Below are 12631 nucleotides of genomic sequence, written 5' to 3'. Positions count from 1 at the left end.
GTAGAGGGCCAGGGACACCGGCGCGCCGTCGAATTCTGCGCGCAGCTCTCGCTGCCGCGTGCGACAGGGCCAGGGCGCGTCGCAGCCGCCGCAGCTCCAGATCGGCAAAACAGGCCCGTGTGCGGTCACCCGCGGCCCCCGAGCACTGTCGCGGTCAGATGCCGCGCCCGCCGGCTGGTCGCCCACTCAACCTGCCAGCATGGGTACGGCGTGAGCCGAGCCCACCACGCCCGGCACCCGGTGCACATGCCGTCCATCCCTGGCAGATGCGTGGTCAGAATCCGCCGCTCCTGGTCGTTGCTCACTGCTCCTCCTGGGTGGGCCAGTGACCACGGTTGATCGGGATGCGGTGTCGGTTGCGGCACGGAAGATCGGCTCCGCATCGGCAGACCCACTTCCACCTCCGCCAGGACCACACCGGGCGGTGCCGCCGGGCCAGGCTCATCGCGACTGCGCTCAGGTACTGGTCGTAGGAGACTCGCCGCGGCGGTGTCCTGTCCCGCATTGCTTTCTCCCTCCGCCGGGCAACGCGACATGGCCGACCCCGAACCACGGGACCGGGTCTGGAACGTTCGGTAACTGCGACGCTACGATCACGGCGACGGCCGTTGGACTCACCAGCAGTACGAGTGAGCAGGCCACATGTCCCGGCCACGAGGGGTTCTGGCGGGGAACGTCAACCACCAGTCGACGTAGGGACATCGGATGGCGGGTCGCGGACGATCAACGCCACAGCGCGGCGAGGTTACCGGCTATCTGCTGAAGCTGATCCGGGAGTCGATCCCGCTCACGCAGGAACAGCTCGCCGTGGAGTTGGGCGTCGACCGTGCGACGGTGCAGAGCTGGGAGTCCGGACGGCGGCCCTTCACGGCCGTGCCGTTCGGTCAGGCGATCGCGACCCGCCAGCGGCTCGGACGGCTCGGAGCAAACACGACGCTGCTCGCCGCCCTCGACGACGCCGCTGAAGCGGACTTCATCCTCACGGCGATCCTGGACAACCAGGTGGAACGCACCGACGTGGCCGAGCAGCCGCTCGGCTGGTCCGTCCTCACCCACCGCCTGACCGACATGATCCTCTGGGCGGTTCTGGGGCAGCCCCCCACCTTCGTCAGATGCCTTTCCAGACCGCAACGCCGGCGAGGCCCGGTGACCGCCGGGCCGATCTTGCCCATCGGCCAGCGACGCGCCTTCTTCGCGCACCTGCACGTGCTCGCCGAGCGTTCCACCGTCGGGCGCCACCCGAACGTCCTGCTACACCGCCAATCCTGCTTCCTCGCCGGCATGGACCCCACCGGGGCGTCCGCGGCCTGGCTCTCCCAGAGCAACGCCCGCTCAGCCCGCCGGACAACCACCTTCCATACCTGGTCACCGCTGTGGCCCGATGCGCGCTCGGTCGTCACTTCGCTGGCGAACCAGGGCGACCCGGAACCACTACGAGACTTCATCGCCCGCGCGCACCCGGACGACGCCTGCGAGCGGGCCGCCCTCAACTACTCGGCCTACTGGGTCGGCGAGATCCCCTGTCGCCAACGAGACGACTCATTTATGGCTGCTGTTCATCCCGACTGGCGAGGCTCCCTGCTTTTCCGTCATCTGGTCGAGCGCCTCGAAGCAGGGCACCCGTTCGTGGACCTCAACATCCACAACGTCTGGTCCCTGCTCACCGCACGTCGCGGCCTCGCCCTTGACGACCCCGGCACCGGGCAGGCGCTCGTCGACCGCAGTACTGCACTCCTGGACTGCGACCGAGTCTCCGCGCAGTCCCGGCAGGAACTAACGTCTATCGTCTACAGCCTCCGAGCAGACGGACTCACCGGCACAGGGACGGGCAGATGAGCGACGACCACGACGCCGCCGGAGCCATGAGCTTCGTCTTCGAAGCCGGCGTACTCAAACGCGCCGCCCGCACCGGCTGGTGGTTCGCTGGCGTCAAGCACCCCGAGTCCATCGCTGAGCACTCGTTCCGTACGGGGCTCATCGGGATGATGCTCGCCGCCATGGAGGGCGCCGACCCGGCGCGGGTGTCGATGCTGTGCCTCCTGCACGACACTCAGGAAACCCGGATCACCGACATCCCTCACATCGCCAAGCGCTACCTCACCGCCGCACCCAACACCGCCGTCACGGCCGACCAGGTTGCGGCCTGCCCGCCAGCCGTGGCCGACATCATCACCGCGGCCGTCGCCGAGTACGAAGCCGGCGAATCCCTGGAGGCCGTCGTCGCCCGCGACGCCGACAAGCTCGAATGCCTCGTCCAAGCCGTCGAGTACCGCCACCAAGGCGTCGACAACGTCCAGCGCTGGATCGACAGCTCCCGCGCGGCGCTCACGACCACATCCGCTCACCGCCTCGCCGACGCGGCACTCAGCGGACAACCCCTCGCCTGGCTCAATCCACCCCGACAGCCGGAGTAGGCAGTAACTCACTTGTCGTGGAGGCCGGTGCACGCAGACGTTCAGGCGGTGGGGGAGAGGGATGACCCCTCCGGCGCCACCGCCTCGGCGGCGCGGGGCGACGGGGGCTCCCACCCCGGCTCCAGCTCCCGCCGGGCGGCGTCGAGGAAGCCGTCGGCGTACGAGTCGGCCGGGAAGTCGCCGAGGTAGCGGCGGCGGGTCTCCCACCGGGCCGGGGCCAGCGGATCGGTGTCCAGCAGCCGGGTCAGCACATCGTCCACGTTGGACATGTCCCGCCGCAACACGTAACCGGAGCCGGCGAGGGGGAACCGTGCCACGAAGTCGTCGCCGTCCACCCCCATGTCGGTCACCGCGTACGGCTTGCCGGAGTAGAGGAAGTCGGAGATCACCCCGGAGACGTCGGAGACCAGGGCGTCCGCCCGGTTGACGCACTCGACCAGGGACAGCTCCCGGCTCGCCGCGGCACCCCAGAGGTGCTGCCGGCCGGTGCCGGCCCGGTCGGCAGCCAGCAGCTCGGTCAGCCGGGCCAGTTGCCGGGCCGAGGCCGGGTTCTGCGAGGTGTACGGGTGGGCCCGCAGGATCACCGTCGCCCCCCGGTCCAGCAGCCGTTGCAGCAGCGTCTCGGCCACCGGCAGGGAGCAGTAGTTGGCGTCGGCGTGGTGCCCCGTCCAGGTCGGGGTGTAGAGCACGGTCGGGTGCGCCAGGCCGGTGACCGCCTCGGTGCGTACCTCGATCGCCTCGACCTGCGGGCGGCCGACCACGACGAACTTCTCCGCCGGGATCTCCACCCCGGCGCGGGCGTACCGTTCGACGGCGGCCGGACCGGCCACGAAGATCCGGTCGAAGATCGCCGACACCGGGTTGGCACTCGGCGCCTTGTCGCTGTCGCCGTGGTGCAGCTGCACGTGGGTGAGCTGGGAGAACCGGATGCAGTGGCTGTTCTTCGCGCCGTGGTTGACGTAGAACGCCACCCGCAGGCTCGGCACCAGCGCCTCGTCCATCGCCTTGAGCGTCGGGCAGTAGACGACGGGGGCGCTCGTCGCGGCGGCGACCGCCGGCAGGAACTCCGGCTCCCGCAGCAGCACCATGAACGGCCGGCCGAGCCGCTCCAGGTACGGCAGCCACATGGTGACCTGGTACTCGGAGCCGGGGGGAGCGGAGAAGTAGAGCAGGAACTCCGGCTGGTGCGCCCGCAGCGCCCGGGCGACCGGCCCGCCGCCCGCCGCCGGCCGGAACCGCCGGCGGGCCAGGTCGAGCCCGACCGCCGCGCACGCGCCGGCCACCAGCAGGCTGGCGGCCAGCGCGACGACGGCGGGAAGGGCGAGCGCGGCGCACACCGCCACCACCCCCAGCAGGGCCAGCAGCGCGCCGCCGAGTCGCGCGGCGGCCAGCGGGGTCCAGGTGCGCACCGGCAGGTTCGCCGCCCGGATCTCCAGGTTGCCGGCGTCGCGCAGCGGCCCGACCAGCAGCACCAGGCCGAGCAGCGCCAGCGCGGTGAGCACCAGCGCCGGGTCGAAGCCGCCGTCGAGCCGGCGGGCGTAACCGACCAGGATCCCGGCGGCGAGCAGCACCGACTCGGCGCTGATGTCGGCGCCCGGCCGGACCCGGCGCTCCGCCGCGGCCGCGACGAGCGCGGCCACCGCCAGCGCCAGACCCCAGCCGGTGGCGCCGGTCAGCGCCACCACCAGGAACGCGACCACGGCCAGACCGATGGTCAGGCCCCGCGCGATCAGTTTGCTGACCAGGTCACCACGCATGTCGCCCACTCGCCTCCGGGTCGCGGGTCAGCCGGCGTCGACGCCGCTGGCCAGCCGGTCCTGGTCGGCGGCGGTGGGCTGCGCCGGCACCGGGGCCGGCTCGCCCGGCGCCCGGCGTACGTCGATCACCTGGCCGGTCAGGTCGGAGATCAGCACGTCCAGTGAGGACTGGGCCACCGTCTCGGCGGCGAGCAGGGTGTGCTCGGGCTCCTCACCGAAGGCCTTGGTACGCATCGGGGTGGCGGTGCGCTCCGGGTTGATGCAGTTGACCCGCACGCCGAACTCGGCCCACTCGTCGGCCAGCGCCTGGGTCAGGTTGACCAGGGCCGCCTTGGTGGCGGAGTAGAGGGCGTACTGGGCCCGGCCCCGGGTGTAGGAGCTGGACGTGTAGAGCAGCAGCTGACCCTTGGTCTGCTGCAGGTACGGCAGCGACTGCCGGGCGGCGATGACCGGGCCGACGAAGTTGACCTGGAGCACCCGGTCCATCGTCTCCTGGTCCATGTCGGTCAGCGAGCCCTTCTCCAGGATGCCGGCGGTGACCACCACGTGGTCGATCCGGCCGGTCGCCTCGAAGGCGGTCTTCAGCGCGGCCTCGACGTCCTCGGCGCGCTCGACGTGGGTGCCGGTGGAGGAGCGGCTGAACGGGAAGACCTGAGCGCCGTAGCGGCGGGCCAGCTCGGCCAGGTCGTGGCCGATGCCGTAGCTGCCGCCGAAGATGACGATCGTCCGGCCGGTCAGCTCCTCGGTGTAGCTGCGGTGGTCGGTCAGCCGGGGCGCCTGGGCGGCGGCGAGCTGGAAGAGCTTGTCCGCCAGGTGCACGTCGACCGGGTGGGTGACCTTGATGTTCTCGTCCGAGCCGTCGATCACCTTGATCGGCGTGCCGGGCAGGTAGCGCAGCACCACGCCGCAGTCGTCGGTGGCGGCGAAGTCCGGGTCACCCTCGGCCCGCCGGTACGCCTCCCGGATGGTGCCGGAGCGGAACGCCTGCGGGGTCTGGCCACGGCGCAGCGTGGCGCGGACCGGGATGTCGGTGATGCACTCGTTCTCGTCGACCTGGATGATCGTGTCGGCCGAGGGGATCGCCACGTCGACCGCGGAGTAGGTCCAGAGCGCGTTCACGCACTCCCGCACGATGCGGGCGCTCACCAGCGGCCGGACCGCGTCGTGGAAGAGGATGTTGACGTCGCCCTCACCGACCGCGTCCAGGGCGATCCGGGTGGTGTCGTTGCGGGTGTCGCCGCCCTCGATCACCTTGCTGACCTTGCGGAAGCCGGCCTTGTCGACGATCTGCTGGGCGTCGGCGACGTGGCCGGTGGCCATCAGCACGATGATCTCGTCGATCTCCGCCGCGGCCTCGAAGACGGCCAGGGTGTGCTCGATGATCGGCTTACCGGCGATCTTCAGCAGCTGCTTCGGGATGCCCAGGCCGAGCCGGGTCCCGGTGCCACCGGCCAGCACCACCGCCACCGTCCGCGAGGGCCGCCACGGCGCCGGGGTCTCCGGTGTGGCGTCCGGGCCAGTGGTGTGGTCCTGCGTCATTGCCGATCCTCACTTCCAGGAATGCCTGAACGAAAGATTGCGTCCGAGTGGCGACGGGTTGAACCTTAACGCGCGGACCGCGCCGCCCCAACGGGGCGACGCGGTCCGGGATGTTACTTACCGTTCGAGAACGCCTCGTATGCCCGGATGACCTCGTCGGTCGGTCCGTCCATCCGCAGCACGCCCGATTCCAGCCAGATCGTCCGTTCGCAGGTGTCCCGGATCGAGGAGAGCTGGTGGCTCACCAGGAACACCGTGCCGGCCCCCTCCCGCAGCTCGCGGACCCGCTGCTCGCTGCGCTTGCGGAAGCCCTTGTCGCCGGTGGCGAGCGCCTCGTCGATCAGCAGCACGTCGTGCTTCTTGGCGGCCGCGATGGAGAAGCGCAGCCGGGCCGCCATGCCGGAGGAGTACGTCCGCATCGGCAGGCTGGCGAAGTCGCCCCGCTGGTTGATCCCGGAGAACTCGATGATCTCCGGGGTCATCCGGGCCACGTCGTCCGGGTGCATGCCCATGGCCAGGCAGCCGAGCGTGACGTTCCGCTCACCCGACAGGTCGTTGAGCAGGGCGGCGTTCACGCCGAGCAGCGAGGGCTGGCCTTGGGTGTAGACCGCGCCCCGGTTCACCGGCAGCAGGCCGGCGATGGTGCGCAGCAGGGTGGACTTGCCGGAGCCGTTGCTGCCGATCAGCCCGATCGCCTCGCCCCGGTACGCGGTGAAGGAGACCCCCTTGACCGCGTGCACCTCCTGGATGTTCGGCGCGGAGGACCGCTTCACCAGCCGCCGCAGCGCAGCCACCGGCGTGCTGCCCCCACCGGCGCCCTTGTGCACCCGGTAGATCACGTGCGCATCGTCCACCACCACGGTGGGGATCCGCTCCGTAATCCGGGGCAGCGTGACGGTGGCGTCGTTGGACGCCTCGTAGTGGTCAACCACGGCCGTACTCCTGTTCGCCGCGCCAGAAGTAGATGAAGCCCCCGACACCCGCCAGCACCGCCCACGCCGCGCCGACCAGCCAGAGCTGGGCCAGCGACTCGTTGAGCAGTGGCGCCTGCTCGAGCAGGGAGTAGCGGGCCAGCTCGATGTAGACCAGCATCGGGTTGAACTGGACCACCGTCGTCGCCCAGCCCGGCAGCCGCTCGAAGAGGCTGACGCTGTAGAGGACGCCGGAGCCGTACATCCACGTCCGCAGGATGAAGGGCATGACCTGCTTCAGGTCGCTGGCCTTCGAGCCCATCCGGGCGACCAGCATCACGATGCCGGCGTTGAAGACCGCCTGGAGCAGCAGCGCGGGGGCCACCATCAACCACTTGAGGGTGATCGGCTCGCCGGTCGCCAGCACGATCCCGACCAGCACGACCATCGAGGCCAGCAGCTGCTGGAACTGGGTGACCGTGGCGGCCAGCGGCAGGCTGGCCCGGGGGAAGTGCAGGGCCCGGATCAGCCCGAGGTTGCCGCTGATCGACTGGGTGCCGGCCAGCACCGCGCTCTGGGTGAAGTTGAAGATGAACAGCCCGGTGGTCAGGTACGCGATGAAGTTCGGGATCTGGTTCTGGGCGAGCACGATCCCGAAGATCAGGTAGTAGACCAGGGCGTTGGTGAGCGGGGTCAGCACCTGCCAGACCTGACCCAGCTTGGCGTTGCTGTACGAGGCGACGAGCTTGGCGTTGGCGTACGCGGCGATGAAGTGCCGGTAGGACCACAGCCGGCGGCTGTATTCGGCCAGGGAGGGGCGCTCACCGGCGACCCGTAGTCCGTGCCGGGCGGCCAGCTGCGCCTGGGTCAGGCCCGTTTCGGGGTCGACCAGCGCGGTGTCGGCCATGGAAGGGCACTCCGATCTTTCGTGCCAACGGGATGCTCGCGACGATGGAATCTTACGAGGGACTGTTCGCGGAGGCCGCCTCGTCGCTGCGTGGACGGTAGTCCAAAACACGTCGGGACGCAACCGTACCGTCGTTGCGGTACATTGGCCCACGTGACAGCTGCGGAAGGTCCCCGATGACCAGCGAGAAGAGGCGTACGCCGGCCGGCGCCGCGGTGCTCCGGGGCGACATCACGAAGGCCATCCGGCGCGCGCTGATGCAGGAGCTCGCCGCGGTCGGCTACGGCCGGCTCTCCATCGAGGCGGTCGCCCGCCGGGCCGGGGTCAGCAAGACGGCCATCTACCGGCGGTGGAGTTCCAAGCTCGAACTGGTCCTGGAAAACGTGGTCGCCGCCGCCGGCAGCAAGCTGCCCGCGCTGGACACCGGCACCCTCCGCGGCGACCTGGCGCTGCTGTTCCAGGTGATGGCGCACGCGCTGAGCCACCCGCTGGCCTCGCAGATCATCCCCGACCTGCTCGCCGAGGCGGCCCGCAACCCGACCATCGACCAGACCCTGCAGCAGGTGCTCCGGGGCAAGCAGCAGGAGATCGGCGGCCAGCTCATCGGCCGGGCGATCGAGCGCGGCGAGCTGCCGGCCGGCACCGACCCGGACGCCGCGGTCGACCTGATCGTGGGGCCGCTCTACTGGCGGCTCGCCATCGCCCGCACCCCGCTCACCGACACCTACCTCGACACCCTGGCCGAGGCGGTCGCGGCCGGCCTCGGCGCCGAACCGGCACTGCCCCGCCAGCGCGAGGCGCCGGTGTCCGGCTGACCCGGGAAACACCGGTGCGCCGCCCCGACGCGTCACCGCCACGCCACCTGTCGGACATCACGAAAAGGTGGTTCCGGCTACTCTGCAACCCGGACCGGAGCCGGGCCGCCCCCGTGGCGCCGCCCGCCGCATGCCTGTCGCGCACATCGCCCACACAACGACAAGGACGACCCGTGTCGAACGCCGACCACGTTGCCGTCGAGGAGCGTCCCGCTCCCGCGGACGCGTCCCCGCAGAGCCCGCACGCGACCGGTCGGCGCCGGCTGTCCGCGCTGATCGCGGCGGCGCCCGCCGCCGTCACCGACGCGGGCGTGGTCGGCTTCGCCCTGTGGACCGTGCTCTACCACGCCGCGTTCCTGTTCAGCCTCCGCCCGTCGGTGACCTTCCTGATCTGGGTGGCGTCCGGCGTCCTGCTGGCCGGCTGGGCGGGGGTGCGCGCCTGGCGGCGCAGCGGCGCGGCCACCGCGTCGACGCCGGTGGCGCCGAGCCCGGCCCCCGCCGCTCACCCGCGCCGCTGGGTGCTGCCGGTGGTGGCGGCCGCCGCCGTGGCGGCGATCACCGCCGGCCTGGCCGGCACGCCGGCCGGGGACGGCATCTCCTGGTGGGTGCCGGCCGCCGCCGGGATGGTCGCGGCTGTCGGCGTGATGCTGCTGACCCGGCGGGCCTGGCTGGCCGGGCCCGCGCCGGAGCCGGCGGCGCCCGCGCCGACCGCGCTCCAGTCGGCGTACGCGCTGCTGATCTCGGTCGGGGTGGCGATCTCCTCGCTGTTCATCGCGCGCAACACCCCCGACGACGTCTACTACGTCGGCAAGTCGGTCTGGGTGGCCGAGCGCGACATCGTCCCGCTCAACGACTTCCTCTTCACCGAGAACGTCGCCCCGGCGATGGGCTCGCAGCCGCCGACCCCCTCCATCGAGGTGTTCGCCGGCGCGCTCGGCCGGGTGCTCGGCATCCACGGCGCCTCCGCGACCTGGTACGTGCTGCTGCCGGCGCTGGCCGTGCTGGCCATCCTGGCGCTCTGGCGGCTGGTCCACCGGTGGGCGCCCCGCCGCCCGGTGCTGGCCTTCAGCGTCGCCGTCGCCTACCTCTACCTGGTGGCCGGGGCGGACGCCGCGCTGGGCACCTTCCACCTGCCCCGGCTCTACGAGGGCAAGGGCATGTTCGTCTCGGCGGTCATCCCGCTGATGTGGCTCTACCTGACCGAGTGGTTCGACACCCGCTCGCGCCGGTCGCTGCTGCTGGTCTTCGCGCTGTCGGTGACCGCCGCCGGCCTGACCACCACCTCGGCGATCATCCTGCCGATGCTGGTCGGCGCGGCGGGGCTGGCCATGCTGCTGGTCGGCCGCTGGAAGGACGCCCTGATCGGCGGGGTGGCCGCCGTCGCGTACCCGATCGGGGCGATCGTGGTGTCCCGGCTGGTGCTCGGCGGGATGAACGCGACCGGCGCGGACGACGCCTTCTTCGACGCCGAGTACACCTACCGGCGGACGCTGCTGGTGGGGATCGTCGGCGTGATCAGCGGCCTGGCGCTCTGGTGCGGCCCGCTGCTGGCCCGGCGCCGCACCCCGGCGCTGCTGGCCGCCGGCGCCACCCTGACGATGAGCGTGCTGCTGATCCCCGGCGTGCTGGAGGTGCTGGGCGATCTCAGCGGCATCTCCGTGGTGCTCTGGCGGGTGCCCTGGCTGCTGGCCCTGCCGGCGCTGATCGGCCTGCTCTGCACGGTGGACGTCCCGTCACCCGCGCCGCTGCTGCGCGGCGCGGTCGGGGCCGTGCTCGCGGCGGCGATGGTCGCCTGCTTCGCGATCTGGGCCACTCCGATGTGGTCGCCGGAGAGCTGGGTGGAGACCCACGACCGGCCCACCTGGAAGCTGCCCCAGCAGCGGCAGAAGATCGCGTTCTGGATCTCCGACCAGGACCGGCCGGACGGCCTCCTGCTCGCCCCGTCGGTGATCATGCGGACCTCGCTGATCGTCACCAGCGAGGTCCGGGTGGTCCTGCCGCGCGACTTCTACCTGGTCGAGTACGACCTCAACTCGGACTTCGCCAAGGACCGGCTGCTGCTCGCCAGGTTCGCCGACGGCCGGATCCAGCCCCCGAAGGACCAGGTGGCCACGGCGGTGCGGCGGGTCGGCGTGGGCACCATCTGCGTCTACAACGGCAACCGGTACGCCCGCGACACCGTGGTCGACCTCGGCTTTGAGGAGTTCGCCGCGCGCAAGGGGCCGGGGGCGATGACCTGCTACCGACCGGCCGGCTGAGCGGTCCGACACCCACGCCCCGGCGGCGCGCCGGCCCGGGTCGCGGCGACGATGATCGTTCCCGACACCCGAGCGACGCCGGGGCATCCACTCGCGTTAAGGTCGCAGTCACCCGCAGCCGGGTCGAACCGGACACGGCGCGGGAAATACCACCCACGTCGCGGCGTGACGTCGACGACACGGGCAACGCCCGTCATCGATCTCATAGGAGCGTAACCGTTGTTCGGCACGTTAATGGAACGCATCGGCGTCGCCGCCCGTGGCGCGCTGCTGGTGCTGTCCTATCTGGTCATGCTCGTCGCGGGCGCCCTCGGCTGGGTGCCCGTCTTCGCCGTGGCCGGGCTGGCCGCCGTCGTCGGTGAGTTCGCCCTCTCCCGGTGGTCGCCGCCGTCGGACCTCCTGCTGGAGAAGGTCGGCCTCAACCGGGGCTACCGGCAGCTCAGCCGCGACCTGGCCACGGTGCTGCTGGTCGCCGCGACCGTCCGGCTGACCGCGATCGAGGTGACCTGGCTGCTGATCCTGCCGGCCGTGGTGTGGGTGATCGCCGTCTTCTCCGGCGCGCTCAACACGATGATCGACCGTCGCAACCCGATCTCCGCGCTGGTCCGCAACATCGAGCTGGGCCCGATCCGGTCCGCGCCGCGCCCGCCGCAGTGGGCGTCCGACCTCGCCGGCGTCCCGCTGGCGGTGGCGAACGTGCTGCTGATCCCGGCCGCCGTGGTGGCCGCGGTCCAGGACGACGTCACCCCGGTCCTGGTCGTCGGCGCGGTGGCCGTCATCGCCGCCGCGGCGGTCGGCGCGATCATCGCCCTCACCTGGCTGCGCGGCCGGGGCACCGGCAAGAGCCCGGTGCTGCCGGTGCTCCAGCGCTGGCTGGACAGCTACCGGCCCGAGGTGGCGCTCTACTTCGCCGGCCCCGCCAAGGACGTCTACCAGGCCAACATGTGGCTGGCCCCGACCGAGGCGCTGAACCAGCGCGGCATCGTGCTGATGCGCAGCAAGGAGGCGTTCCTCGAGCTGGCCGACACCCGGCTGCCGGTGGTCTGCGTACCGGCCGGGGTCGACTTCATGAACCTCGAACTGGGCACCGTCCGCGCCGCGCTCTACGCCGCGAACGTCGGCGCGAACATCCACATGCTCCGCGAGCCGGGCATGAAGCACGTCTTCGTCGGGCACGGCGACAGCGACAAGCAGGCCAGCGTCAACCCCTACAGCAAGGTGTACGACGAGGTGTGGGTCGCCGGCCTCGCCGGCCGGGAGCGCTACGCCCGGGCCGACGTCGGCGTGCGTGACGAGGACATCGTCGAGATCGGACGGCCGCAGCTCGCCGGTGTGCACACCTTCGGCGCGCCCGCGCAGGACCGGCCGTTCACCGTCCTCTACGCCCCCACCTGGGAGGGCTGGCTCGACGACGACCCGTACCACACCTCCGTGGTGCTGATGGGCGAGCGGATCGTCAAGGGACTGCTCGCCACCTCGCCCGCGGTCCGGCTGATCTACAAGCCGCACCCGCTGACCGGCTCCCGTTCCAAGGAGGCCAAGGCCGCGCACGAGCGGATCGTGTCGCTGGTCCGGGCGGCCGGCGGCGACGTCGACGCCACCTCGCTGGACGGCCCCGGCCACCGGGTCGTCACCGGCCGCGTCCCGGCGCTGTTCGACTGCTTCAACCAGACCGACCTGCTGATCAGCGACGTGTCCAGCGTGGTCTCCGACTTCGTGCAGAGCCAGCGGCCGTACGTGGTCGCCAACCCGAGCGGGCTGCCCGAGGACGAGTTCCGCCGGGAGTTCCCGACCTCGCGGGCGGCGTACCTGCTCTCGGTCGACTGCGGCGAGCTGGAGAAGATCCTCGCGCTCACCCGCACCGGCGACGACCCGATGACCGAGGCCCGGCGCGAGCTGAAGACCTACCTGCTCGGCCCGGCCGAGGCGAACCCGATGGACCGGTTCCAGGAGGAGATCGGGCGGCTCTGCCGCTGACCCAGCACACCAGGAGGCCCGGGACGACGATTCGTCCCGGGCCTCCTCGGCTG

9 protein-coding genes are annotated in these 12631 nt (G+C 71.5%); 5 read left to right on the top strand and 4 right to left on the bottom strand.

Going from position 1 to position 12631, the window contains the following annotated elements; genetic code table 11:
• Nucleotides 1–705: 705 nt before the first annotated feature.
• Nucleotides 706–1836, top strand: coding sequence for a helix-turn-helix domain-containing protein (locus ACTMS9_RS16530; protein WP_441147961.1), 1131 nt, complete (start codon nt 706–708; stop codon nt 1834–1836).
• Nucleotides 1833–2414: an HD domain-containing protein gene (locus tag ACTMS9_RS16525; protein WP_441165372.1), complete on the top strand. Its 582-nt coding sequence runs from the start codon at nt 1833–1835 to the stop codon at nt 2412–2414. The genes ACTMS9_RS16530 and ACTMS9_RS16525 overlap by 4 nt, the downstream gene beginning before the upstream one ends.
• A 41-nt stretch (nt 2415–2455) precedes the next feature.
• Here ACTMS9_RS16525 and ACTMS9_RS16520 read toward each other — a convergent pair whose 3' ends face one another.
• The 4 genes from ACTMS9_RS16520 to ACTMS9_RS16505 all read right to left on the bottom strand — a co-directional run bounded on the left by ACTMS9_RS16520 (nt 2456) and on the right by ACTMS9_RS16505 (nt 7528).
• Nucleotides 2456–4171 carry a CDP-glycerol glycerophosphotransferase family protein gene (locus tag ACTMS9_RS16520; protein ID WP_441165371.1) on the bottom strand — a complete coding sequence of 572 codons (1716 nt, stop codon included), beginning with the start codon at nt 4169–4171 and terminating at the stop codon, nt 2456–2458.
• Nucleotides 4172–4198: 27 nt separating this feature from the next.
• Complete coding sequence (locus ACTMS9_RS16515) at nt 4199–5710, bottom strand: D-ribitol-5-phosphate cytidylyltransferase (protein ID WP_441147964.1); 1512 nt, start codon at nt 5708–5710, stop codon at nt 4199–4201.
• 113 nt (nt 5711–5823) lie between these two features.
• Nucleotides 5824–6642: an ABC transporter ATP-binding protein gene (locus ACTMS9_RS16510; RefSeq protein WP_441147965.1), complete on the bottom strand. Its 819-nt coding sequence runs from the start codon at nt 6640–6642 to the stop codon at nt 5824–5826.
• The gene (locus tag ACTMS9_RS16505) at nt 6635–7528 is read right to left on the bottom strand and encodes an ABC transporter permease (RefSeq protein ID WP_441165370.1); all 894 of its coding nucleotides are present in this window, start codon (nt 7526–7528) and stop codon (nt 6635–6637) included. The genes ACTMS9_RS16510 and ACTMS9_RS16505 overlap by 8 nt, the downstream gene beginning before the upstream one ends.
• A gap of 215 nt (nt 7529–7743) precedes the next feature.
• On the opposite strand from ACTMS9_RS16505, the gene ACTMS9_RS16500 reads away from it, so the two are divergent.
• The 3 genes from ACTMS9_RS16500 to ACTMS9_RS16490 all read left to right on the top strand — a co-directional run bounded on the left by ACTMS9_RS16500 (nt 7744) and on the right by ACTMS9_RS16490 (nt 12578).
• The gene (locus ACTMS9_RS16500; protein ID WP_357916184.1) at nt 7744–8343 is read left to right on the top strand and encodes a TetR/AcrR family transcriptional regulator; all 600 of its coding nucleotides are present in this window, start codon (nt 7744–7746) and stop codon (nt 8341–8343) included.
• 173 nt (nt 8344–8516) lie between these two features.
• Nucleotides 8517–10601, top strand: coding sequence for a DUF6077 domain-containing protein (locus ACTMS9_RS16495; RefSeq protein WP_441147967.1), 2085 nt, complete (start codon nt 8517–8519; stop codon nt 10599–10601).
• Nucleotides 10602–10820: 219 nt separating this feature from the next.
• A complete protein-coding gene (locus tag ACTMS9_RS16490) occupies nt 10821–12578 on the top strand; it encodes a CDP-glycerol glycerophosphotransferase family protein (RefSeq protein ID WP_441147968.1) in 1758 nt (585 codons plus the stop codon).
• Nucleotides 12579–12631: the final 53 nt, after the last annotated feature.

Origin of the sequence: Micromonospora sp. L31, assembly GCF_052068075.1 — a bacterium.
GTDB classification, from domain to species: Bacteria; Actinomycetota; Actinomycetes; order Mycobacteriales; family Micromonosporaceae; genus Micromonospora; species Micromonospora purpureochromogenes.
This window is presented reverse-complemented; position numbering and strand designations above follow the sequence as displayed.

Bases quoted from the DNA above. Each gene is read 5' to 3' on its own strand.
- ACTMS9_RS16525 (WP_441165372.1), top strand. From the start codon at position 1,833: ATGAGCGACGACCACGACGCCGCCGGAGCCATGAGCTTCGTCTTCGAA.
- ACTMS9_RS16530 (WP_441147961.1), top strand. From the start codon at position 706: ATGGCGGGTCGCGGACGATCAACGCCACAGCGCGGCGAGGTTACCGGC.
- ACTMS9_RS16515 (WP_441147964.1), bottom strand. From the start codon at position 5,710: ATGACGCAGGACCACACCACTGGCCCGGACGCCACACCGGAGACCCCG.
- ACTMS9_RS16505 (WP_441165370.1), bottom strand. From the start codon at position 7,528: ATGGCCGACACCGCGCTGGTCGACCCCGAAACGGGCCTGACCCAGGCG.
- ACTMS9_RS16520 (WP_441165371.1), bottom strand. From the start codon at position 4,171: ATGCGTGGTGACCTGGTCAGCAAACTGATCGCGCGGGGCCTGACCATC.